Annotated in this window: 21 protein-coding genes; 10 read left to right on the top strand and 11 right to left on the bottom strand. The window is 43.6% G+C overall.

What is annotated here, in order from left to right; translation table 11 throughout:
• Positions 1 to 210: 210 nt before the first annotated feature.
• Positions 211 to 726 (bottom strand): disulfide bond formation protein B, encoded by a 516-nt coding sequence (locus ACG9ZB_RS10375; protein ID WP_004691779.1) that lies wholly within the window; start codon positions 724 to 726, stop codon positions 211 to 213.
• 19 nt (positions 727 to 745) lie between these two features.
• A complete protein-coding gene (gene gshA / locus ACG9ZB_RS10370; protein ID WP_419325674.1) occupies positions 746 to 2323 on the bottom strand; it encodes a glutamate--cysteine ligase in 1578 nt (525 codons plus the stop codon).
• Positions 2324 to 2548: 225 nt separating this feature from the next.
• Between gshA and ACG9ZB_RS10365 the strand changes: the two genes are divergently transcribed.
• From ACG9ZB_RS10365 to ACG9ZB_RS10345, 5 genes are all read left to right on the top strand, one after another.
• Positions 2549 to 3088, top strand: coding sequence for a DUF924 family protein (locus ACG9ZB_RS10365; RefSeq protein ID WP_419325673.1), 540 nt, complete (start codon positions 2549 to 2551; stop codon positions 3086 to 3088).
• A 38-nt stretch (positions 3089 to 3126) separates the two neighbouring features.
• Complete coding sequence (locus ACG9ZB_RS10360; protein ID WP_419325671.1) at positions 3127 to 3696, top strand: CC0125/CC1285 family lipoprotein; 570 nt, start codon at positions 3127 to 3129, stop codon at positions 3694 to 3696.
• A 16-nt stretch (positions 3697 to 3712) separates the two neighbouring features.
• A complete protein-coding gene (locus tag ACG9ZB_RS10355) occupies positions 3713 to 5020 on the top strand; it encodes a DUF445 domain-containing protein (protein WP_419325669.1) in 1308 nt (435 codons plus the stop codon).
• Between the two features lie 112 nt (positions 5021 to 5132).
• Positions 5133 to 6290, top strand: coding sequence for a methionine aminotransferase (locus ACG9ZB_RS10350; RefSeq protein ID WP_419325667.1), 1158 nt, complete (start codon positions 5133 to 5135; stop codon positions 6288 to 6290).
• Between the two features lie 125 nt (positions 6291 to 6415).
• Positions 6416 to 7783 carry an MATE family efflux transporter gene (locus tag ACG9ZB_RS10345; protein ID WP_419325665.1) on the top strand — a complete coding sequence of 456 codons (1368 nt, stop codon included), beginning with the start codon at positions 6416 to 6418 and terminating at the stop codon, positions 7781 to 7783.
• Between the two features lie 98 nt (positions 7784 to 7881).
• Here ACG9ZB_RS10345 and ACG9ZB_RS10340 read toward each other — a convergent pair whose 3' ends face one another.
• Positions 7882 to 8721 (bottom strand): SDR family NAD(P)-dependent oxidoreductase, encoded by an 840-nt coding sequence (locus tag ACG9ZB_RS10340; protein WP_419325663.1) that lies wholly within the window; start codon positions 8719 to 8721, stop codon positions 7882 to 7884.
• Positions 8722 to 8924: 203 nt separating this feature from the next.
• Between ACG9ZB_RS10340 and ACG9ZB_RS10335 the strand changes: the two genes are divergently transcribed.
• The 3 genes from ACG9ZB_RS10335 to phoR all read left to right on the top strand — a co-directional run bounded on the left by ACG9ZB_RS10335 (position 8925) and on the right by phoR (position 11916).
• Positions 8925 to 9623, top strand: a complete 699-nt coding sequence (locus ACG9ZB_RS10335; RefSeq protein WP_159151697.1) for a TetR/AcrR family transcriptional regulator — start codon at positions 8925 to 8927, stop codon at positions 9621 to 9623.
• Positions 9624 to 9837: 214 nt separating this feature from the next.
• Entirely contained in the window at positions 9838 to 10548 is a 711-nt protein-coding gene (gene phoB, locus ACG9ZB_RS10330; protein WP_004691794.1) for a phosphate regulon transcriptional regulator PhoB, read from the top strand.
• Positions 10549 to 10557: 9 nt separating this feature from the next.
• Positions 10558 to 11916 carry a phosphate regulon sensor histidine kinase PhoR gene (gene phoR / locus ACG9ZB_RS10325; protein ID WP_419325661.1) on the top strand — a complete coding sequence of 453 codons (1359 nt, stop codon included), beginning with the start codon at positions 10558 to 10560 and terminating at the stop codon, positions 11914 to 11916.
• A gap of 86 nt (positions 11917 to 12002) precedes the next feature.
• Here the strand turns inward: phoR and asd are convergent, their stop codons facing one another.
• The 3 genes from asd to pncB form a co-directional block, all read right to left on the bottom strand.
• Positions 12003 to 12854, bottom strand: a complete 852-nt coding sequence (asd, locus tag ACG9ZB_RS10320; RefSeq protein WP_419325659.1) for an archaetidylserine decarboxylase — start codon at positions 12852 to 12854, stop codon at positions 12003 to 12005.
• Positions 12851 to 13699, bottom strand: a complete 849-nt coding sequence (locus ACG9ZB_RS10315; protein ID WP_419325657.1) for a sulfurtransferase — start codon at positions 13697 to 13699, stop codon at positions 12851 to 12853. Before ACG9ZB_RS10315 ends, asd begins: the two co-directional genes overlap by 4 nt.
• A gap of 163 nt (positions 13700 to 13862) precedes the next feature.
• Positions 13863 to 15074 carry a nicotinate phosphoribosyltransferase gene (gene pncB / locus ACG9ZB_RS10310; protein ID WP_419325655.1) on the bottom strand — a complete coding sequence of 404 codons (1212 nt, stop codon included), beginning with the start codon at positions 15072 to 15074 and terminating at the stop codon, positions 13863 to 13865.
• Between the two features lie 301 nt (positions 15075 to 15375).
• On the opposite strand from pncB, the gene dtd reads away from it, so the two are divergent.
• Entirely contained in the window at positions 15376 to 15816 is a 441-nt protein-coding gene (gene dtd, locus ACG9ZB_RS10305; protein ID WP_419325653.1) for a D-aminoacyl-tRNA deacylase, read from the top strand.
• Between the two features lie 105 nt (positions 15817 to 15921).
• On the opposite strand, the gene ACG9ZB_RS10300 is transcribed toward dtd, so the two are convergent.
• The 3 genes from ACG9ZB_RS10300 to serB all read right to left on the bottom strand — a co-directional run bounded on the left by ACG9ZB_RS10300 (position 15922) and on the right by serB (position 18518).
• Entirely contained in the window at positions 15922 to 16401 is a 480-nt protein-coding gene (locus ACG9ZB_RS10300; protein WP_078388280.1) for an SCP2 sterol-binding domain-containing protein, read from the bottom strand.
• A 150-nt stretch (positions 16402 to 16551) separates the two neighbouring features.
• A complete protein-coding gene (gene aciT / locus ACG9ZB_RS10295; RefSeq protein ID WP_419325651.1) occupies positions 16552 to 16887 on the bottom strand; it encodes a ciprofloxacin tolerance protein AciT in 336 nt (111 codons plus the stop codon).
• A gap of 410 nt (positions 16888 to 17297) precedes the next feature.
• Positions 17298 to 18518, bottom strand: a complete 1221-nt coding sequence (serB, locus tag ACG9ZB_RS10290) for a phosphoserine phosphatase SerB (protein WP_419325649.1) — start codon at positions 18516 to 18518, stop codon at positions 17298 to 17300.
• A 77-nt stretch (positions 18519 to 18595) separates the two neighbouring features.
• Here serB and ACG9ZB_RS10285 point away from each other — a divergent pair, with 77 nt between their 5' ends.
• Entirely contained in the window at positions 18596 to 19849 is a 1254-nt protein-coding gene (locus ACG9ZB_RS10285) for a hypothetical protein (protein WP_419325647.1), read from the top strand.
• Between the two features lie 54 nt (positions 19850 to 19903).
• On the opposite strand, the gene ppk1 is transcribed toward ACG9ZB_RS10285, so the two are convergent.
• A complete protein-coding gene (gene ppk1, locus ACG9ZB_RS10280; RefSeq protein WP_419325646.1) occupies positions 19904 to 21967 on the bottom strand; it encodes a polyphosphate kinase 1 in 2064 nt (687 codons plus the stop codon).
• Positions 21968 to 22112: 145 nt separating this feature from the next.
• Positions 22113 to 23087 (bottom strand): bile acid:sodium symporter family protein, encoded by a 975-nt coding sequence (locus ACG9ZB_RS10275; protein WP_419325645.1) that lies wholly within the window; start codon positions 23085 to 23087, stop codon positions 22113 to 22115.
• Positions 23088 to 23105: the final 18 nt, after the last annotated feature.

Here is a 23105-nt window from a genome sequence, read left to right as displayed (position 1 = left end):
GCCTGAGCTTGTTTATAAGTAATTTGCCCTTTTTCTACTTCATGTACAACCATCATTTTAAAGGCGAAGCTATAATCACGTTGTGTACGCTTAACTCATTGTTCTCGTTCATGTTCCATAAAATAAGTCTCTTAAGGTGTAAACTTATTTCAGGACGGAACAATACATCCAATAAAAAAGCCAACATGACGTTGGCTTTTTTTATCTTTATTATTTTTTCTTCGCGTGGCTTGGATATTTACGCAACAGTTGCCACAGGCTAATCAACGCCAGTACCACAAAAAACACCAACGACCAGACAGGTAAAGACTGACCCAAGAAAGTCCAATCTACCAGTGCACATTCACCTGAACCTGTTAAAACTTGCTCAAACACAGCACGCAGCGGCAAAGTGTCTAACCAATAATCCAAGCCTGGGCCACAGCTCGGCACTTGATCAGGCGGTAAGCTCTGTAACCAAACGTGACGTGCTGCCACACCCGCCGACCATAAGATCGAGAGGCTACCTAAAAATGCATAAAAGCGTTTAAAACCATTCGATGCTGGGTTATGCAAAAAGGCAATCAGCGAAATAATCCCCAGTCCAATCAACCCCACACGTTGGAACACACAGAGTGGACATGGGTTTAACTGTAGCGGGCCATGCTCTAAATACAAGGCAAAGGCCATCCCAATGATACTGGCTAAAACCAAAACACCACTCACGAAGCGATAACTCCATTGCATGGTCAATCCTCTTAATTTTTTATCTAAATTGCGCGAGATACTGTTCAAAACTCATTTGACTGTCTTGCTCTAATTGCTGTTGTTGTTGCAGTGATTGCGTAGCTAAATCGTCAAAATAAGCCCATGTCTCTGCACTCAACTGATGACGCTCATAACTCGATGCATGTTGTGCAGCCATTTGGCTACCAAAGCCCCATGTCCCACCCGCTTCCAGAGTATCTTCGATCATCTGCGCCGACAAAGTATCATCAACTTCAGCGACTCTCTGTTGCATGACTGTCATCGCTTTACTATACAGTGTGGTGTCATAGCACTGATCTAACAGCACAACCAGTTCTTGCATCGCCTCTAAATGAGACTGACTCCATGCTTCAATCGGGAACGATTGCTCACCCACAGCAATTGCAGCATTCGGTGCACGACCACGATTGACCACTTCCGCTTGGTTTTTCTCGATTTGATCTTGCTCTGCAGGTAATAAATCTGGGCTATCCAGCAGTAAGCAATACAGCGCCAATACTTCTAAGAAACCTGCGGTATCTTCATTGATCCCAATTGGGCTATACGGGTTCACATCCACCGCACGCAGTTCCACATAACCTACACCACGATTGCTCAGCGCTTGTGATGGCGTTTCACCTGCTAGCGGCACTTGCTTTGGACGCACCAAACTGTAGTACTCATTTTCAATTTGCAATACATGATCATTAATTTGAATCGGTTCGCCCTGCGCATCATTGAGGCCTAAGCGACTAAACGGTGCATAAGCGGTTTTGACTGCCTTTTGTAGGCCTTCGAGATAACCGTCGATATTGTTGTAATGAATTCCGAGCTGCTTTTGTGCTGAGTTTTGATAACCAAAACGTCCCATGCGCAAAGCAGTCGCATACGGTAAATACAAGGTCCCGCGTAGCAATGGCAACAGATGATGTTCACGCCCTGTCATAAAACACTGGCAGACCGATGGGCTTGCTCCGACCAAAAACATCACCAACGGTGTGAGACGAATAAAATTGCGGATCAAACCAAAATAGCGGTGACTACGATAGTCTTGTGCAGATAAGGCTTTTAGTGCTTCATCTGTTTCATGTTGTTGTAATTGTTCAAACAGTTGATCTGGAAAAGACAAGTTATAGTGTAAACCTGAAATGGTTTGCATACGACGACCATAACGTACCCCTAAACCATGACGGTATAAGGTCTTGAACTTCCCGATATTTGAGCTGCCATATTGGGCTAAGCGAATTTTATCGTCATTGTCATCCAACATACATGGCATCGACAGCGGCCAGAGCTTTTCACCATTTTCCAAATGACGATGCGCCACGCTATGAATGTCTTTTAAATAATGCAACGCCTCGCTAATGCTAGGCTGTGGCGGCGTAATAAATTCTAATAAAGCTTCCGAATAATCCGTCGTGATATGCGGATGAGTCAGCGCAGAACCCAAAGCTTCGGGGTGGTCGGCTTGTGATAAAAAGCCATCACTTTGCATGCGCAAACTTTCACGCTCAATCCCGCGTAACATCCCTTGCAAAAGTGATGAATTGACCCAATTCGGTAACACAGCTTTAGATTTAGATGCGGGTTGACCCATTACAATCTCACTTTTTGGAAGAAACAATTACAACGACGAATAAAATAAAATCATCAGTTTATATCAGTATAACGTGATTTTAATTCGGCACATTACACCCAGTCCTATTTTCAAGTAAACCACCTGTTCTATTTTTTCGGAAAATATTTATCACAAAGTTACGCTATTAGACAGGTCAAAAGTGTGATTGTATTGAAGAATAAATGCTAAAGAATTGTAAACTTTATGAATTATCAAGAAATTTTAGATTTTTGGTTCGATCCCAAAAACCAAAACTGGTGGTTTAGACAAAATGATGCGTTCGATAAACTCATCGAAGAAAAATTTAAGACAATTCATCAACAAGCGGCGCATGCTGAGCTATGGTCTTGGCGCAGTAGTACTGAAGGGCGTTTGGCTGAAATTATTGTGCTCGACCAACTGTCGAGAAACCTGTATCGGAACAGTCCTTTGGCCTTTGCTCAAGATGCCTTGGCCTTAGCTTTGGCGCAAGAAGCCATCACGCTACAACTGGATGCAGCGCTGCCACCCATACAACGTAGTTTTTTATATATGCCCTTTATGCATAGTGAATCGAAACTTATTCATCAATATGCTTTAAAATTGTTCGAAGACTTAGGCAATCCGATTAACCTAGATTTTGAACAGCGTCACAAAGAGATTATCGATCGTTTTGGACGCTATCCACATCGGAACCAAGTCCTTGGCCGCAACTCAAGCCAAGAAGAACTGGATTTTTTGACTCAGCCCAACAGCCATTTTTAACTGTTCGGCTTCTCCCTGTGTGCTAAGGAGTCTATCTCATGAAGAAAATTTTAATCGCCTGTGCACTGGCGACGGGTCTGAGTTTAGTAGGCTGTGCCTCTACCCCCTCAAAGCCCTTAACCTTCGACCAGTTAGGTCGGTTTAGTAATACGCCATTAAACACCTCGACTTATCGCATCAGCTTCCAAGCTCGCCCAAATATGAGCTATGGCACGGCTGAAGAAATTACCCTAGTCAAAGCCGCGCAAACCACAGTGCAAAATGGTTATCGCTTTTTTAAAGTACTGAATGACCCGAGCAACCAAAACCAACCACCCCGACAAGCCGTGGTGTATTCAAACCCAATGCCTTACTACCCATATGGTTATTATTCTCGCCATCCAGCCTTTTGGCCTGATCCGTTCTACGATGTACCACGTGTAGTCGACATTGATCCTTTGCAAGTGTCATATAGCATTCAATGCTTTAAAGACCAAAAATCGGCACCAAGCGATGCCTTTGATGCCACGCTGATTTTAAAATCGCTGGGTGGAAAATACGGTTTGAGTCCAACCGGTGAAGTGCTCCCACCGCCTGAACCGAGCAGTCCAGCGTCGACCAGTAAATAAAGCATAGAGCCTGCCTATGAATGAACCTCAAGCCGTCCCATCGAGTCTGAAACGCAGTAAACGCTTTGCCACCACTGCCCTGCTCACAGCAGTGGTGACATGGCTGCTGCTGATGGTCGTTGCCAAGTTTGTCCCCACAGACAAAGTCTGGGTCATTCATATTTTAATGTTATCCGCAGAAGCAGGTGTAGTCGGCGGCTTGGCTGACTGGTATGCCATTACTGTGCTGTTCCGTAATCCCTTTGGGAAAATGCCAATTCCAAAGTTTTTACGCGATCACACCGAAATTATTCCCCGTAACAAAGACCGTATTGCAGAGTCTATGGGCCGCTTTGTACAAGAGAATTTTCTTTCTCCACAAGTGGTGGAAAAAAGCCTGCAAAGTATCGACCTGTCTTTGGCGGTTGGCCAATGGCTCGCCAATCCACAAAACAATCTGCAAGTCACCCAAGTCATTCAACAAACGGTGCCTAAAGTCTTTGAGTTTGTGGGCCAAGAACAAATCGGACGCTTTATCCAAAGTAACAGCGTGCAGTGGGTGCGTAACACTCAGGTCAATCATTTGGCCAGTGAAATGCTGCGTGCAGTGCTAGAAAATGATTTCCATCAAGATGTATTACAACGCGGACTCGACTTGGCACATGACTGGATGACCCAACATCCTGAACAAAGTCGTGAGTTAACCCGAACCTTGTTCAAAGAACTCGGAGTCTGGAAATTGGCCAAAGGGGCCAGTTGGATTGGCATCGATGTGCAGCAAAGAACTATCGACTCTCTCATTCAAAGAGTCGAGTCTATGTTGGCCGATCCTGAGCATCCGTGGCGTCAAAAGATTGAAGCGATAGGGCACGCGCTCATGCTCGAACTGGCAGACACCGACAGTAAAGCCAGCCAGCGTTTAAACCAAACCAAAGATGCCCTGCTAGATAGCCCACAAGTGCTGAATTTTATTAGCGGTGCAGTAGTCATTTTATGTGATGCCATTAAACAAGACCTACAAAAACCAGACTCTGGCATTGCTCAGAACATCCGTGTATCCATTCAACAAATTGGGGAAAACATCATCTCCAATCAAGCCGTCAGAGATTTGCTCAATCAACGCCTCAGCGGCATTGCAGTCAATCTCAGCGACCAATACAGCGAAAAAGTCATTCGTTTTATCAGTGAACGTATTCACGAATGGGACTCCAGTGTGATGATTGACAAGATCGAAAATGAAGTTGGTGGCGACTTGCATATGATTCGGGTCAATGGTGTGGTAGTCGGTACATTTATTGGCTTAGCACTGGGGATTATTCGCGCGGTAGTTGAACAGCTCTTATAAAAGCAATCCACAAAAATGCATGCTTTACCCCTGACCTACATGCAAAATTTGCATAAGTAAAAGGGGATGAATATGCTATTTTGGGCTGATATTTACACACTTTTAAGCATTCATGATTCAGTTGCCTTCATCTAAACTGCCTGCACAAGGCGTCACTATTTTCAGCACCATGACTGCCATGGCACAGCGCTTAAATGCCCTAAATCTATCTCAAGGTTTTCCAGACTTCGAAGGCCCCGCTGAACTGCTGGATGCTTTAGCACAGGCCACTCAAAGTGGTTTTAATCAGTATGCTCCGGGCGATGGGGTCTGGTTGTTACGCGAGCAACTGGCGCAGCAATTTGCACAACGCGATCAGATTCAGCTTGACCCGATGACTGAAATTACCATCACCCCAGGTGCAACTATTGGCCTTTTTGCTACCATTCAAGCCGTGGTTCATGCGGGCGATGAAGTCATCATTTTTGACCCCAGTTATGACAGCTATGCGCCAAGTGTGGCTTTGGTTGGGGGCAAAGCCATTCATGTTACGCTCCAGTGCCCGCATTTTTCAGTCGATTGGGAACAGGTCAGATCAGCCATAACGGCCAAAACTAAACTGATCATTATCAACACACCACATAACCCGAGTGGTGCCATTTGGAGCAAGCAAGATTGGTTGACGCTGATTGAACTGATTCGCGACACCAATATTTTAGTCCTGTCTGATGAAGTCTATGAACATCTGGTATTTGATGGCCAACGTCACTATTCCGCGCTGTCTTTTCCTGAACTGCGTGAGCGTAGTGTAGTGGTGGGTTCCTTTGGTAAAACCTTTCATGTGACGGGTTGGAAAACCGGCTACTGCGTCGCTACACCTGCGCTGATGCAACTGTTCCGTCAGGTCTATCAGTTTGCCAACTTCTGCGGAGTCACCCCAGTACAACTGGCTTTGGCCAATTATATGCAGCAACATCCTGAGCATATTCAAAACTTAGCGGGCTTTTATCAAGCAAAACGCGATCGTTTTATTGAGGGTTTAACTGGTTCACGCTTTCAATGGTTGCCTTCACAAGGCACTTACTTTCAAAATGTCGACTACAGCCACATTCGTCCCGATTTAAATGATGTTGAATTTTGCCGCTTTCTGGCAGAGCAGCATGGCATTGTTGGCATTCCTGTTTCGGTGTTTTATCAGCAGGCCCCAGAGGCTTTGCGCATGATTCGTTTTTGCTTTGCCAAGACCGATCAAACCTTGGCTCAGGCAGCTGAAATTTTGCAAAGCGTTTAAATCTTTTTTCAGCTTTGCTTTTGCACAAGAACCGACTTCGCTTACTGAAATACATCGGCTTTTCAACACTGAACTATGCTAGGGTAAGCCTTAGAAATGTAACAAAAATAACCTCAGGATGACTTATGTCAGCACACACCCCGTTGGTGCAACAGCAAAAGCTATGGAAAGCCTTTTTTATTTTCCTGATGCCTTTGATTGCCACCAATATTCTGCAAAATCTGTCGGGTACGATTAATACCATCTTTGTCGGACAGATGATGGGGGTGCAGGCGATTGCAGCGGTTGCAGTGTTCTTCCCCATCCTGTTTTGCTTAATGGCCTTCGTAATTGGACTATCAGCGGGGTCGACCGTCTTGGTTGGCCAAGCATGGGGCGCACAAAATATTGAAAAAGTCCGTGCGGTGGTCGGCTCCACTATTTTTATGACCCTCATTGGTGGCAGCTTTATTGCATTTTTAGGGGGGATTTTTGCGCGACCAATTTTATCGGCTTTGGGTATCGATGAAGACGTCATGCATCTCTCGTTACCTTATGTGCAATGGATGTTGGCAGGTAGCCCCCTCCTGTTTGTATATATTATTTATACCTCAATTTTACGCGGTGTCGGAGACAGTACGACACCTCTGATTGCTTCTGGCATGACCATCTTGATTGGGCTTTGTGTCACGCCAGTTCTGATTGCTGGTTATTTCGGCTTTCCCAAACTGGGGATTGTTGCGCCTGCCATTGCGACCATTTTAGGCTTTGTTTCCGTGCTGACCTTTTTATATTTCTATTTGAACTATAAACAGCACCCACTCAGACTCGATGCACAACTGCTACGTCATATTCGCTTTGACCGCCAGCTGAGTAAAATCATTCTGCGATTAGGGGTTCCAACAGGCATTCAAATGATCACCACCTCGGTTGCGGGCCTTGTGATTGTGGGCCTAGTCAACCGCCATGGGGCCGATGCGACCGCAGCCTATGGTGCGGTCAATCAGGTTCTGAATTATATTCAATTCCCCGCCCTGTCGATTGCCATTGCTGCATCGATTTTTGGTGCACAAGCCATTGGCGCAGGCAAATCCGAGTTATTGGCCAAAGTCACGCGTACCGCACTCGGCATGAACATTATCATTACAGGCTCTCTGGTGGTTTTGGCCTACCTCTTCTCCAAATACCTCATGGCACTGTTTATCACGGACCATGCGGTGGTTGAGCTGGGGCAGCAGCTGTTATTTATTGTGCTGTGGTCCATTTTATTCTTTGGTGCCAGTGCCATTTTTGCCTCCATTATGCGGGCCAGTGGTACGGTCACCATGCCCATGGTGATCAATATCGTTGCGATTATTGCGATTGAAGTGCCCTGTGCCTACTTATTTAGTGAATGGTGGGGACTGCAAGGTATTTGGTATGCTTATGCACTGGCTTTTGTCAGCTTATGCATTATGCAGGGGCTTTATTATCAATTTGTTTGGAAGAAAAAGACCATTGAAACGCTCATTTGAAGCTCAACGGATATTTAATAAAACAGTTTTTTGATCATGACACTCTTTAAAATTAAGCATAAAAAAACCCGCCAAGGCGGTTTTTTTACATCACGACATTAAGACTTTCTTTGGCTTAATTTGGTCGCAAAAGCCGTCACTTTTTGGTAGCCCGTTGGTAAGATGCGCTGAATCAAATCTAGCGTTTTCGCATCATTGCCAATCAATAAACGACGCTTGTCTTTTTGTACCGCCTCTAAAATTTGACGCGCTGCTTCTTCAGGTGGACAACGTAATAATTTATTAAAGGTTTGCGCAGACTTCTCAGGGTTCATCCCGATGCTACGCAAGCTGTCATTCACTTTGGCAGCATTGGCAATATTGGTTCGAATCCCACCCGGATGCACGCACAATGCGCTCACGCCAGAGTTTTCCATATCTAACTCTTGGCGTAATGACTCGGTAAAGCCACGCACCGCAAACTTAGTGGCATTGTAAGCAGATTGAGTCGGTTGAGCGGTTAGGCCAAATAGGCTGGAAATATTGATGATATGCCCATCGCCTGTTTTCTTGATATAAGGCAAAAACTCTTTGGTGCCATAGACCACACCCCAGAAATTAATCCCCACGATCCATTCCAGCTCTTCATAGGATGCACCTTCTACGGTTGAACCCAAAGCAACGCCAGCATTATTAAAAATCATATTTACAGAACCATGATTTTGTACGGTTTCTTCAGCCCACGCTTGCATCGCTAAGCGGTCTGAGACGTCTAATTTTTTCGTGGTGACACGTACATTGGTGCCTTGTAGCAGTTCAACTGTTTTCGCCAACCCTTGTTCATTGACATCACTCAATGACACATGACAGCCCGCCTTGACCAATAAAAGTGCCAATTGTTGGCCAATACCCGATCCTGCACCTGTAATTGCCGCAACTTTATTTTTAAAATTCTTCATGAGATTGTGGTTGTCCTTTATCTTTGTACATCGACTGTAGATGCTTTTTTTATAATTGACAATATCAATTGTCATAAATTTAATAGCCAAAAGTGTCAAGTCTATGAAAACCAGCTAGAGATTAAAGCCTACGCATAGGTAGAGTCGTGGTTTATTGCTAAACTATGCAAAACCTTGGCTTTAAAATAGGGCGATGAAATCTGATGACGGCATCTGAACCAGTACAACAAAACAGCGATAACAATAAAACCAAAGAAAGACAATTCAAGGGCTTATCGCTTTCTGAACGTAAACAGCTGCGTCGTGAAAAACTGATTGAAGCAGGAATTGAAGCCTACGGCACTCACGGCTTTTTTGCCGTGACGGTGAAAGATATTTGTAATGAAGCCAAGCTCACTGAACGTTATTTTTATGAGTCGTTTAAAAAAAGTGAGCAACTGTTTCAAACTATTTTTTTAAAGCTGATCGATGAGTTACAGCACAATGTCATGCAAGCCATCATGCAAGCCTCTTCAGATCCACATAAAATGATTGATGCTGGACTGCGTGCCCTGCTTACTACCTTAAAAGACAATCCCCGCATGGCGCGTATTATTTATATCGATGCGATGTTGGTGCAAGAATTACATAACCAAGCCACCATTCATGAAACCATGACCCGTTTTGACCGGATGATTCAAGCCTTTGTGATGCTGATGATGCCGCAAATTAACCGGTCCGAACGAGAAATTTCGCTGGTCGCCACAGGCCTCAATGGCTATGTCACACAAATTGCGATCCGTTGGGTGGTCAGTGGGTTTAAACAATCCTTTGAAGAAGTGTTAACCTCCAGCCGTATTGTGTTTATTTCACTCCTAGAAACCTTTTCAGACCCGAATGCACGGGCAAAATTGGATGTCTAAGACTTTTCACTTGGATGAGATCGGCATTTTCGAATGCAATTTAGATTAAACTTCCATTAATTTTGAATCCCAATATGACGATTTTTTGTCACATTTTTTTGCAAATTTCATCAATCGTCTGTTTTTTGCAATGATACTGTCATAATTAATCTTTGTAATAAGCCTGTCATAAAATTAAAACGGCCTGCCGTTACCTACAATAGGATATTGCGTTGTGAAAGATGACTACATTTTAATCGTCGATGATGAACTTCCCATTCGAGAAATGATTCACACCTCGTTGGATATGGCAGGCTTTCAATGCTTACAAGCAGAAGATGCAAAACAAGCCCACCAAATGATTGTGGATCAGCGTCCTGCTTTGATCTTGCTCGACTGGATGATGCCCGGTGGTGTCAGTGGTGTAGATTTATGTCGCCGTCTCAAGCGCGATGAAAATCTCTCTGAAATTCCAGTGATTATGCTCACGGCACGTGGTGAAGAAGACCATAAAGTACAAGGTCTGGACGCTGGTGCCGATGACTACATGACCAAACCGTTTTCGACCCGTGAATTGGTTTCACGCATTAAAGCCGTTTTACGCCGCGCTAATGCGCTCAGCGGTGAAAAATCAATTGATGCCAATGGCTTAATCTTAGACCCTGTCAGCCAACGGGTAAGCTTTGGCAATAATTTCCTCGACATGGGGCCCACTGAGTATCGTTTACTGGCCTTCTTCATGACTCATCCTGAACGTGCCTACACCCGTGCACAACTTCTTGACCAAGTCTGGGGCGGAAACGTGTATATTGAAGACCGTACCATTGACGTGCATATTCGCCGTTTACGTAAAGTGCTTGAGCCTTATGCGGCGGATCGCTTTGTGCAAACAGTTCGGGGTACAGGCTATCGATTCTCTACACGTGCGGATATCGCCCTAGGTTAGTTTTGTTTTATGTATGAACCCTACCCGGTTCCTGAACTTGCGCGCGAGCATAAAAAAACGCGATACAGCAGTTTATGGGGCTTTGCCAAACAGGACTTACGTCTCCTTGCCTTTTTCTTGCTGATTGCAAGCTTAATTGGCTTTGGCGTCGGTTATTTTTGGACGTGTATCGCGGTTGCCTTTGCAGTTTTTTTTATTCTGCAAATGCGCTCTTTGTATTTAGTCAATGACTGGATTTCCAATCGTCCCTACGAAGTTCCACCCAATCTGGGGGGCATTTGGGGGGCATTATTGTTCAATGTTTATCGGGCACAGCGCCAAGAACGGATTGTACAAGCGGAAATGGTTGGATTGATTGATCGGGTGCAGTCATCATTGGTCGCTTTGCAAGAAGCCGTGGTACTGATTGATGACATGCAACAAATTGAATGGTGGAACCCTGCCGCAGAACGGTTATTAGGCATCGAACAAAATGACCGTGGTCGTAATATTTTGACTTTATTACGCCAACCAAGTTTTATTGATTATTACAATAATATTGATGCTGCACCAGATGGCTTAAAAATGAAGTCATCCAGTTTTGATGAACATTATGTTCAAGTCAAAATGACTCGATTTGGGGGTGAAAGTCGTTTACTGGTCGCCTATGACGTGACCCGCATGCACAATCTCGAACAAATGCGTAAAGACTTTGTCGATAACATTTCACATGAACTACGCACACCGCTAACGGTACTCAGTGGTTATATTGAGACTTTTACCGACCAAGAAGACCTCAACCCACGTTGGAAGCGGGCCTTTGACCAAATGCAGGCACAGGCCAAACGCATGAATGCCTTGGTGAATGATTTGCTATTACTGTCACGCTTAGAAAATGACAAGCAAATTGCTAAAAATCAAATCATTGATATGCCGAGCTTAATGAACCAACTTTATGACGATGCACATGCCTATAATATTGATTATGGGCATACGCTCAATCTCGACATCGACAGTCATTGCGACTTGATCGGTTCAGATATGGAGTTGGCCAGTGCTTTTAGTAACCTGATTACCAATGCCATCAAATATACGCCGAAAGGCGGAACAGTGACCATGGGTTGGCATGACAATGGTGAACAGGCTTATTTTACTGTGGAAGATACTGGTATAGGCATTGATCCTAAGCACCTACCCCGTTTAACCGAACGCTTCTACCGTGTCGACAGTGCACGCAGCCGTCAAACGGGTGGCACAGGCTTAGGCCTCGCAATTGTGAAACACGTATTAATGCAGCACCAAGCACATTTAGAAATTGAATCCAAAGAAAATCAAGGCTCTATTTTTAAAGTGATATTTCCCAAAGAACGTACCTATAATCCTGAATAAACCTTTCTTCAGAAACATAAAAAAAGCACCGATATCGGTGCTTTTTTTGTCTCTCACCGTCCGTTTAACAAGGACGGTGACCGAGATTAAAGCGTGTGCCCCATCGCTTCACCCATCACCACAGTCGAGTTGGCTTTAAAGGCTGCATCCCACGTCATTTTGTCTTTTTCAAACAGTACCACAGCGGTTGAGCCTAAGTAAAAGCGCCCAAGTTCAGCACCTTTGTCCAAGAATAAATTATGCTGATTTAGTTCTAAACGACCAGTTGGCTTCACTTTTCCTGTTGCAACAGTTTCAATCCCCGCCACAATCATGGCGCCAACGAGAACTACGGCCATACGGCCGATTTCTGTATCAAATAAACAGACCATACGTTCATTGCGGGCAAACAAGCCTGGAATGTTTTCAGCAGTGGTTTGATTGACCGAGAACAATTCACCCGGCACATATAAGGTTTCCGTCAATGTACCTGCAAATGGCATATGCACACGGTGATAATCTTTAGGCGATAAATACACCGTTGCAAACTGACCATTTTTAAATGGTTCAGCCAACTGCGGATCTGCAATTAAATTATCAACGGTGAATTTTTGCCCTTTGGCTTGGAAAATATCACCTTCCACAATGGGACCCAACTGTGAAATTGCACCGTCCGCAGGCGATACAATACTGGTCGCATCGGTATCAATATCACGTACACCCTCTTTTAATGCACGGGTAAAAAACTCATTAAAAGATTTAAATTTCAGTGCATTGCTCTGCTCAGCAATCGACATATCAATGCCATACTGTGCTTTAAAAGCCGCGATGACTGCATTTTTCACAATCGGGTTTTCACTGGCTGCGACTCTGCCCACGACACGTGATAACTGATGTTGCGGTACAACACGTTGAGCTTGAATGAAAATTTGTTTTTTTAAGCGTGATGTGAGGCTCAAGACGGCATCTCTCCGGTAATGATAGGACTGTCGAGGCGGTTGCCCCATTCACTCCACGCACCGTCATACGCCTGAATATTCCAACCCAATAAACGACCTAAAATATAAGCCAGTCCTGAACGGTGATGTGACTGACAGTACACCACCACAGGTTCATTTAAGTTAAAACCCAATTGTTCTAAGCGTTGCTGCGTGCGTTCTAAAGGGTGCAATCTTAAATGATTTTCACGGTTAAGGGCAGTACTCCATTCAAAATGAAGTGCATTTGGAATGTGACCGCCGCGTCGCGCTGCAAGACGCAGGCCGGTATATTCGTCTTCTGTTCGGCAGTCCCAGAGTTGGACTTCGCTGTTTTGAACTTTCTCTAATAACTCAGCATATTCAATTCGATACTGCTGTATTTTGGCTTGATCGACCTGTACCAAGGCGCTGACAGGTTCAAACTGTCCCACTTCAGAAGTGGTTGGAAGTCCTGCTGCAAGCCATGCATGAATTCCACCATTGAGCAGACTGGTATTTTCAAAACCTAAGCAGTGTAAATTCCAAATCAAGCGTCCCGCCCAAGCGCCACCTTCATCATCATAAACCACCACATGATGCTCGGGTGAAATATTCAGATAACGAATTAGCTCTTGTAAACCTTCTACATCGGGAAGTAATCCCGTGGCTTGTTCGTCTTGGCGCACCAAAAATTTCGGCTTTAAATGCAAAGCATGTGGAATATGCAATTGGTCATAGACTGAAGCTCGACTTAAATCGACGATGCGTAATTTGTCATTACCTAAATGCGGAACCAACTGCTCTGCGTCTATCAACAAGCCAAAATCAAAGGCAGAATGTGTCATATTATTTCGTATGTTTTCAGATTATGCTTTGATCTTAGCACAACTCATTTTTACAATTATTCTGATTTTTTGCATTCTTTTAGCAGAATTATAGATCTCACTATTCACTAGTTTTTGAATACAACCATGCCAGAACGGATTCTGGCATGGTATATATTCTGGATTAATTGGCTTCTGTTTCAGCAATCTCAAAAACCTGACGTAAATACGCCAAAAAAGTATCGTTATCAGTCATGGTTTTGCCTGGACTGTCTGAGATTTTCGCAACCGACTGGCCATTACACTCGACCAATTTAAGCACAATATTTAATGGCGTTTGTCCCATATCATTGGTCAAATTGGTACCAATCCCGAAGCTGACTTGGAAACGGTCTTTGAAATAGTTGTGCAGGTCCCACGCTTTCTCTAAATTCAGTCCATCACTAAAGGTCAGCATTTTGGTTTTACTGTCAATTTTCAGCTTTTTATAGTGAGCATAGGCTTTATCGCCCCATTCATAAGGGTCGCCACTGTCATGACGCAAGCCATCGAATAGCTTGGCAAAGTACAAGTCAAAATCACGCAGGAATGCATCCATCCCCACCACATCCGTCAAAGCAATACCTAAATCACCACGGTACTCTTGTACCCACGTTTCCAGTGCTGATTTTTGAAAATTACGTAAACGTACATCTAGCGCTTGGAATGCTTGTAAGAATTCATGCGCCATGGTCCCAATCGGGGTTAGGCCCAATTGCTTCGCAATTAAGACATTACTGGTACCACGGAAAATATGTGGTGCAGCTTGATTAAACACCTCAATCACATGTTTTTGCCACGCCAAACTATAGCGGCGCCGTGTACCAAAGTCAGAAACTAAAAATGGGGGATCATTTGGCGTTTGCGATGTTTCATAGTGTTTTAATAAAGCCACTTTGGCCTGTAAGCGACGTTCGCCCTCAGCCATGACCTCATCCGTTCGAATACGGCGAAAATACAGCTCATTGACAATGGCAAGCACAAAGATTTCAAACATCATGGCTTGAACCATCGGCCCTTCAATTCGAATGTCTAAACGGCCTTGGTTATCGATACTGGCCACAATAAAACGGCGTTTGAGCTGAAACAGCTCTAAATAATCGACAAAATCACTTTTGATAAAGCGCAAACCACGCAGGTATTGCAGCTCATCGTCTTGAAAACGTAATTGGCAGAGCGAATCTAATTGGTGATTTAAATCATCAAGAATGTCGACTAAAGGATAAACAGTGTCATCCAAATTGCGACAACGGAACTGGTACACACTATGCGCTTGGGGAAACTTATGCAGAACCACCTGTAGCATCGTAAATTTGTACAGATCAGTATCTAATAAGGATTGGATGATGGCAGACATATCATTTTCGATTTTTAGCAACTTATTGCATTAAAGCACATTTTTTTAAACAGCATAGCCATGTTTTGGTAATTCAGTCTTGCTATTCGACCAATTACTCAGTACATCTCTTGTTTCTCTTGATTTAGGATCCAAGTGTTGAGGTCTTTGCTGAGATCGTTCTTGGATTATGTTCCTTTACTTAAACATTGCTATAGATATCAACGCAACGGTCTTGTTTTTTCAATCGATAACTCTACTGTGCTTCACTTGGTTTGCTACAATTTCAGTCTGCACAATCAAATAGTAGATAGAATCAGTCATGCGGGCCTTATTACAACGCGTTCTCGAAGCCAAAGTGGTGGTCGATGGTGAAACCAAAGGTGAAATTCAACACGGTATCTTGGTTTTCTTAGGTCTTGGGAAAGAAGACACTTTAGACAAAGGTAAAAAACTGATCGATAAAATTTTAAAATATCGTTTTTTTGACGACGAACAAGGCAAAATGGGCTGGAATGTCAGCCAAGCCGGTGGTGGAATTCTTCTAGTTTCTCAATTTACTTTGATGGCGCAAACCCAAAAAGGTTTACGTCCTGACTTTGGACCAGCAATGCCACCAAATGATGCTCAAGTCTTATACGAACAACTGGTTGAATATACTAAGACCCAGTTTGAGCATGTGCAAACCGGTATTTTTGCTGCCGACATGAAAGTACATTTGGTCAATGATGGACCCGTGACTTTCAATTTAGAAGTCGAATAAAAGCACTATGCATAAAAAAGCCCTCGATGGAGGGCTTTTTCAATTTCATCGCGCTTAATCTCCCTTTTATAAAGGAGCAGAAATCGAGACGTTGAAAAAATCTTTTTATTTACCGGTTTTTTCTTTCAAAAACGCGCGAGCGGCTTTAATTTTTGCTTTCACAGGCTTTGGTAGCTTTGGTGGAACCAATTTTGCAACTTGGTTGAACCAAACCAATAGACCAAAATCACCTTCCATTTTAATGCTGCCGTTTTGCATGCCCGTCATAAATGCGGTTGGGTCGCCTTTGATTAGAGTTTTCACACCCTGCTCACTGTCCGCAAACTGTAAAATAAAATCTGCTTTTTCAACATCACCTGAAACGGTATCAATCTGACCATTATTCACAATAATTTGGCGTGCCATACCTAAATCCGTACCAATTTGAATACGGAACTGACGTTCATGAACTAATTCAATAAATTTTGGACTTGTACGCGCCAGCTGTTTCATACGAAGTGCCAAACCAGTAACCATTAAATCCAGCGGATCCGTGCTGACATCAACCAATGGAAGTTTTACCACAGGAATTGAAGATAGTTTCATGACATGAAAGCCTATTGTAATTGTTGATAAATTGACTGTTTTCAATGCTACCACAAGTTACCATTTTTACCGCTAGGCTTTGTATAACAATCATGTAAGAACGTAAAAAAGATGCAAAGGGCATCTTCTTTTACGGTATGAGGCTATGACTTAGCGGCTAGAACACTGCTGTTGGTCATCTTCATATACAGGTGTATGTTCAATACAACGTCGCTGCGCTATTGCACGTTCTGCGCGACGGTCTTCACGTAGAAGTAACATCGTCACAATAAGCATCGCTGAAGTTAAAGCAGTTAAGTAGCTATAAGTGATCGGCATTTCAAACACTGCTTGCACACCTAGGCGAATGACTTCCAATATTCCCCAAAACGCCATACCTGCCACCATAAAACTCAACCAGCGACGATAAGGCGAAAAGAAAACAGCAATCAACGCAGCGGCGACTAAACTCAAGCCAACAATGGTTGCTAAATTCGCTGTTACCATAAAAACCTCCGTCTAAGATAAATTCAGGCGACTGATACACTGTGCTGAACTCATCCCCGATACCGTTTAAAATTAATGGATTGTGTAGCTTTCAAACTCTATGCATGCATTATGAGCAGTTTTGAGAAGAAAAAAAGGCTTGTATTTTTAGAATGCGACATACCTTGTCGCCATATTATATTGTCATTACATTTTTTTAGATTTGAACTTTTCCAAAACAAAGATGCGCTCGGTCTTGGCGTGTCATTACAAAATAAAACCCTTAATTTCAGCGGTTAAAATTATTTTTTTCGATTCTGTTGCTCGTTGTTTTTATCAACATTTTTCACTGACCGCTCATCGTTTTTCGCATAAATTTGCAACAAAAAAACGCAGCTCAAAGGCTGCGTTTTTTATAACAGGCACATGCTTTAAGCACGATTTAAATCTTTATCGTGCACACCCAATAAATACAACACACCATCTAAGCCGACACTTGAAATGGCTTGATTGGCGTTTTGTCTCACCAGCGGTTTCGCACGGAAAGCTACACCTAAGCCAGCAATCGACAGCATCGGTAAATCGTTCGCACCATCTCCAACTGCAATCGCCTGCTCAAGAGAAATGCCCATCTTATCCGCTAACTCACGTAATAATAATGCCTTACGTGCACCATCGACAATGTGACCTTTAACTTCGCCCGTCACCAACCCATTGTCAACGTCTAGGACATTGGCATGCACTTCATCAATGCCAAGTTTGGCTTGTAAATACTCAGCAAAGTACTGAAAACCACCCGACAAGATAGCCGTGCGGTAGCCCAACGCTTTTAAAGTCGAAATTAAGCGTTCAGCGCCTTCTGTAACGGTCAGACGTTCTGCAATTTTAGGTAGGACAGAAGCATCCATTCCTTTGAGCAGTGCGACACGTGCACGGAAGCTTTGTTGGAAATCCAGCTCACCCTGCATTGCACGTTCTGTGATTTCAGCGACTTGTGCGCCAACACCCGCTTCAATAGCTAACTCATCAATCACTTCTTGCTCGATTAAGGTCGAGTCCATGTCAAAACAAACCAAACGGCGGTTACGACGGTAGGCATTGTCTTCTTGTACCGCTACATCGACATTTAGTTCATGTGACAAACGTAAACAGGCTGCACGCATGGCTGCGGCATCCAGCATTTGACCACTTAAACCGAATTGAACACAGGCGCGTTTCGGTCCATCGACTTCGCCATTTAAGACTGGACGACCTGACAAACGGGTCACGGTTTCGATGTTGAAACCTTGGTTGGACACAATATTTGTAACTGCTTGTAAGTGAGACGCCTCAAGCTCTGGCGCCAAAGCCGTGACAATATAACGCGTTCTTCCACCTTCGCTCACCCACTGGTCGTATTCAGTTGTAGTGATTGGTTTAAAACGTACAGTTAAACCAATATCATGTGCTAAAATTAGAATTTCTTTCATCGCCAAAGCCGTTGCGGTTTGGTCATCTGAAGAAACAACTATACCCAAGGTCAATTGGTTATGAATAACTGCTTGTCCAACATCTAAAATTTGTAGTGAATGAGTGGACAATACCTGCATTAATCGAGTGAACTGATTCGGCTGGTCTGGTCCTAAAAATGAAATAAGAATGATTTCTCGCATGAATTGACTCGGGTCTGAGCTACGACTATTGTTAGAATCATAATCGAAATTGAATATATTTTCTTTGGAAGTTTACGTTGAATGCGCCTAGACAAGGGCTATTTGCTAGCCTATTAATTGTAAGTTTTGCTTTACATACCTTTTTATTGGTATTGGCAACAACTCATCAACTGAGTGAAAACCGTGCCAACCAAGGCCAACTGATGACCTCTCAATTGGTCACAGACAGTCTTGCAGAGCTGGAGCCTGCCAATACGGTTTCACTTGCGCTTTTGGTGGATCGCTATGCGACCAACCCAAGCGTAGCTTCCATTCGTATTTTGGATGCCAATAATCAAGTCCTAGCGACAGGCGGCCAAGTTCGAACTCGTGATGGCGAAGTGTTTGTCCGTGATGCGCTGCAAAATGAAAAGAAAGTGGGTAGTATTGAGATCACACTCATCAAACCAAGTATTGGTGAGATTTTACGGACTCAGTGGTTAGCGATTTTATTGTCCTTAGCGATTCATGGTTTACTGTGGTTAGCTTATCGTGCCATTGCGCGCCCAAGCCGTACCGAATATTTGGCACGGATCAATAATGAATCCCGCTTAAAACATGAAATTCAAGTTTTAACGCAAACGCTTGAACAAGAGAAACACCATACGGCAGTCGCGATTGCCCAAGCACAACAACAAATCAAAACCAGTGCGAAACCTAAAGAACAGAAACCAGTGATCGTGGATAATCATTCGGTTGCGCTCAATATTCAATTTTATGACCCGAAACAATTGATGGACTCAGTGAATAAAACCGTGTCGATTCCATACTTTAATTTGTGTCAAATTTTCCTCAATAAAAGCACAGAACTTTGTCTAAAACACTACAAACTCAACAGCTCCGACATCACTACAGTTCAATCCTTTAATGAGCATGGTGCTACCCTCAGCATGTCGACAGACACACCGAATGCAGTTCCATGTTTAATGATGATCAGCAGTGTGTTCCAACTGCTATCTGAGGTTTTGTATAAACGTTACCGCGAAGAAAAGCGCTTTGTTTTACAAACGCGTTGTGGCATTTCAACCGCAGTCGATGCAATGCAACTATCTGCAAATCAAGCGGCTGAGCGTTTGGTCCAACAGTTGTCTGCTAAAGAAAGTGCTATACATTTAAGCAACGAATTATTGAAACACATTTCTGAAAGTTACCAACTGGTGAATTTACCTAATCCAACTAATGTCTTGACCCGCCATGCCTTTATGGTCAATGGCATGGGTGCTGAGTCTGCAGAATTGGCACAAAGCTTAAGAACGGAAATTTTAAAAGCAAAACAATCTAAAGCCTCTTAATTACACCCAATCATAAAAAAGCCTGACCTGCGTCAGGCTTTTTTATGGCAACTGTTAAATTTTGAGTTGCTTCTGCGCAATTAAATGTTGCTGCGCACTATACCTTTGCTCTGGATCAGTACAGGCCACTTTAAGCCAATGACCATCGGCTTGTAGCTCCCAAGCATTCAAACAATCATTTAAGTAACTGATTAATCCGTCTTTATAAATCTGCTTTTTCAGAGTGCGATCTAATATTGGAAAGCAGGTTTCAACACGCGAAAATAAATTACGTCCCATCCAGTCTGCGCTGGCACAGTACAGCTTTTTCTCACCGCCATGCTCAAAACAATACACGCGGGTATGTTCCAGAAAACGGCCCACAATCGAACGCACACGAATATTCTCAGACATCCCTTGGACCTGTGGAATCAAACAACAGATCGAACGGATAATCAGATCGACCTGTACCCCCGCTTGTGACGCACGATACAGTGCAGCAATTAACTGAGGCTCTGTCAAAGCATTGACTTTGATGATGATACGCGCCTTTTGACCGACTTGCGCAAACTGAATTTCTTGCTCAATCAGTTTTAAAAGTTCACTGTGTAACGTAAAAGGCGCATGTAACAACGCCTTCAACTTGGCCATTTTGCCCATCCCCGTCAGTTCTTGGAACATACGGTGTACATCTTCACAAATATCAGGTTGTGTGGTCATCAACCCATAATCGGTATACATACGGGCATTACCCGCATGATAATTGCCTGTGCCCAGATGGGCATAACGGACCAACTGAGCATTTTCACGGCGTACGATCAAAATCATTTTGGCATGGGTTTTATAACCAACAATCCCATACACCACCACCGCTCCAGCTTCTTGCAAAATATTGGCCACGGTAATGTTCGACTCTTCATCAAAACGCGCACGCAACTCAATCACGGCTGTGACTTCCTTGCCATTTCGTGCTGCTTCTGCCAAGACCTGTACAATTTCTGAGTCAGGCCCACTGCGGTAGAGCGTTTGTTTAATCGCCAGCACATTTGGGTCTTTCGCGGCTTCTTTTAATAAGCCAATTACAGGCTGAAAAGAATCAAACGGATGATGCAACAATACATCCTGTGCTTTTAAAGTATCAAAAGTAGTTTTTTGTTTACGCAAAACTTTGGGAATGACTGGAATAAACACTGGATGCTTTAATTCAGGTCGGTCACAACTGGTACTGAGACGTGAAAGATTGATCGGCCCATCAATGCGATAAAGTTCCTGCTCAGTTAAATCAAACTCCTTGAGCAAATAATCAATCACCGCTTCGGGGCAGTCATCTTCAATTTCTAAACGCACCGCGCGACCAAAACGGCGTGAAGACAGCTCATCTTTGAGTGCAACCGCCAAATCATCGACATCTTCCGATAAAATCAGATCGGCATTACGCGTCACACGAAAAGCATAACAGCCCGTGGCTTTCATCCCTGGAAACAGATCACTGATGTGCTGCTGAATCATTGCGGTTAAAAAAATCTGCGTGTCGATATTGCCTGCCACGTTTTTCGGCATCTGAATTAAACGCGGTAATGAGCGCGGTGCAGGGACAATCGCCATTTCAATGCTTCGTCCAAAAGCATCCTTACCTTGTAAACTCACAATGAAATTCAGACTTTTATTCACGAGACGAGGAAAAGGATGGGAAGGATCTAAGCTAATTGGGGTTAAAACAGGTTGGATTTCTTTGGCAAAATATTCTGCAATCCACGTTTTATGTTTTTCTAAGATGTCTTGGAACTGAATGAATTGAATACCGTGAGCCTGTAACTCGGGTAAAATCGAATGATTGAGCGTTTCAAATTGTTTTTGAACCGCAGTATGAATAGATTGAGACAGGTCTTGTAATACTACGTCTGTGGGGAGCGCATCAGGGGTTCTGGCAATGGCATTCATATCACGTTGTTTCATCAAACCCGCAATACGAATCTCAAAAAACTCATCCAAATTACGTGAAAAAATAATTAAAAAATTTAAGCGTTCTAGCACAGGCAAACTCAAATCTAATGCTTGTGCTAAAACCCGCTGATGAAACTCAAATAACGATAGCTCTCGGTTGAAATACGTCGCCGATGAATGCTGAAAATTATCCATACCCTCTCAATGCTGTTTAAAACAGTCTGTTATGAAGTGTTTGGCAGGGATGTTAGGCAGTCTTTATGACAGTTTAGTTACAATCACAGCCCAAATAGAAAGTTCATTCTGACTTTATGCTTAAAGCTTGAACAGCGTACAGTATTTAAACCGACATCTGTTCTTTTCTACTTTTTTTCTTGGCTGTAGCGTCTGCTTTCGCGGCCCAATAGCTGGCTAATATTGGCCCTGAAATGTTATGCCACAAACTAAAGATCGCGCTAGGTACAGCCGTAATTGGTGAAGCGGCAAAATGCACAGCAGCCAAAGCCACGCCTAGTCCTGAGTTTTGCATCCCGACCTCAATCGAAACCGCTTTACAGTCGGCATGTGGCAAGTGAAACATTCGTGCAGCTGCAAAGCCAAGTAAATAACCAATCGCGTTATGTAATGCCACCACAGCTAAAATCAATAAGCCTGATTCTAAAATTTGTGCTTTTGAGCCGCCAATAATCGCCGCCACAATCAGTACAATCGCCACTACAGAAATTAAGGGCATCACCGAAATATAGCTTTCAACTTTCTGTTTCAGCACGGCACGTACCACCAGCCCTAAAATAATCGGGAACAGAACCACCTGTAAAATTGAACTCAGCATCGACCATGCATTAATTTCAATCCATTGGCTGGCCAACAAATAGAAAATCGCGGGAGTCAGAACGGGTGCCAATAAGGTCGATACCGTGGTACATGCGACAGACAAAGCCGTATTGCCTTTCGCCATATAAGTAATCACATTGGATGCAGTGCCACCCGGACAGCAACCTACCAAAATCACCCCGATCGCAATTTCAGTCGGCAAGCGAAATAATAAGCACAGCAGATAAGCCACGCTTGGCATCACCACAAACTGAGCTGCCACCCCAATTGCAACCGCTTTAGGACTTTGCATCACACCTTTAAAATCTTCCAGTGTCATGGTCATGCCCATACCAAACATGATCAGCCCTAACATCCACGTGATATAAGCTTTCAACCAGACAAAAGTTTCAGGGCTTAGGAGCGCAATGCCTGCAAATAACACCACCCACAGAGCAAACGTTTTTTGAATCCAAGCGGTAAATTTAAAAAAAGTGCCCATGACCTTCCCCTACTGCAT

Origin of the sequence: Acinetobacter johnsonii, from assembly GCF_048551975.1 — a bacterium.
Classification (GTDB): domain Bacteria; phylum Pseudomonadota; class Gammaproteobacteria; order Pseudomonadales; family Moraxellaceae; genus Acinetobacter; species Acinetobacter johnsonii_A.
The sequence above is the reverse complement of the archived record's forward strand: the minus strand, read 5'-3'. Positions and strand labels throughout refer to the sequence as shown.

Coding starts and splice junctions, on each gene's coding strand:
- ppk1 (WP_419325646.1), bottom strand. CDS start 21,967: ATGGATAATTTTCAGCATTCATCGGCGACGTATTTCAACCGAGAGCTA.
- ACG9ZB_RS10355 (WP_419325669.1), top strand. CDS start 3,713: ATGAATGAACCTCAAGCCGTCCCATCGAGTCTGAAACGCAGTAAACGC.
- ACG9ZB_RS10300 (WP_078388280.1), bottom strand. CDS start 16,401: ATGAAACTATCTTCAATTCCTGTGGTAAAACTTCCATTGGTTGATGTC.
- gshA (WP_419325674.1), bottom strand. CDS start 2,323: ATGGGTCAACCCGCATCTAAATCTAAAGCTGTGTTACCGAATTGGGTC.
- ACG9ZB_RS10335 (WP_159151697.1), top strand. CDS start 8,925: ATGACGGCATCTGAACCAGTACAACAAAACAGCGATAACAATAAAACC.
- serB (WP_419325649.1), bottom strand. CDS start 18,518: ATGCGAGAAATCATTCTTATTTCATTTTTAGGACCAGACCAGCCGAAT.
- phoR (WP_419325661.1), top strand. CDS start 10,558: ATGTATGAACCCTACCCGGTTCCTGAACTTGCGCGCGAGCATAAAAAA.
- ACG9ZB_RS10365 (WP_419325673.1), top strand. CDS start 2,549: ATGAATTATCAAGAAATTTTAGATTTTTGGTTCGATCCCAAAAACCAA.
- ACG9ZB_RS10360 (WP_419325671.1), top strand. CDS start 3,127: ATGAAGAAAATTTTAATCGCCTGTGCACTGGCGACGGGTCTGAGTTTA.
- ACG9ZB_RS10375 (WP_004691779.1), bottom strand. CDS start 726: ATGCAATGGAGTTATCGCTTCGTGAGTGGTGTTTTGGTTTTAGCCAGT.
- aciT (WP_419325651.1), bottom strand. CDS start 16,887: ATGGTAACAGCGAATTTAGCAACCATTGTTGGCTTGAGTTTAGTCGCC.
- ACG9ZB_RS10340 (WP_419325663.1), bottom strand. CDS start 8,721: ATGAAGAATTTTAAAAATAAAGTTGCGGCAATTACAGGTGCAGGATCG.
- ACG9ZB_RS10315 (WP_419325657.1), bottom strand. CDS start 13,699: ATGACACATTCTGCCTTTGATTTTGGCTTGTTGATAGACGCAGAGCAG.
- ACG9ZB_RS10275 (WP_419325645.1), bottom strand. CDS start 23,087: ATGGGCACTTTTTTTAAATTTACCGCTTGGATTCAAAAAACGTTTGCT.
- ACG9ZB_RS10350 (WP_419325667.1), top strand. CDS start 5,133: ATGATTCAGTTGCCTTCATCTAAACTGCCTGCACAAGGCGTCACTATT.
- dtd (WP_419325653.1), top strand. CDS start 15,376: ATGCGGGCCTTATTACAACGCGTTCTCGAAGCCAAAGTGGTGGTCGAT.
- ACG9ZB_RS10345 (WP_419325665.1), top strand. CDS start 6,416: ATGTCAGCACACACCCCGTTGGTGCAACAGCAAAAGCTATGGAAAGCC.
- pncB (WP_419325655.1), bottom strand. CDS start 15,074: ATGTCTGCCATCATCCAATCCTTATTAGATACTGATCTGTACAAATTT.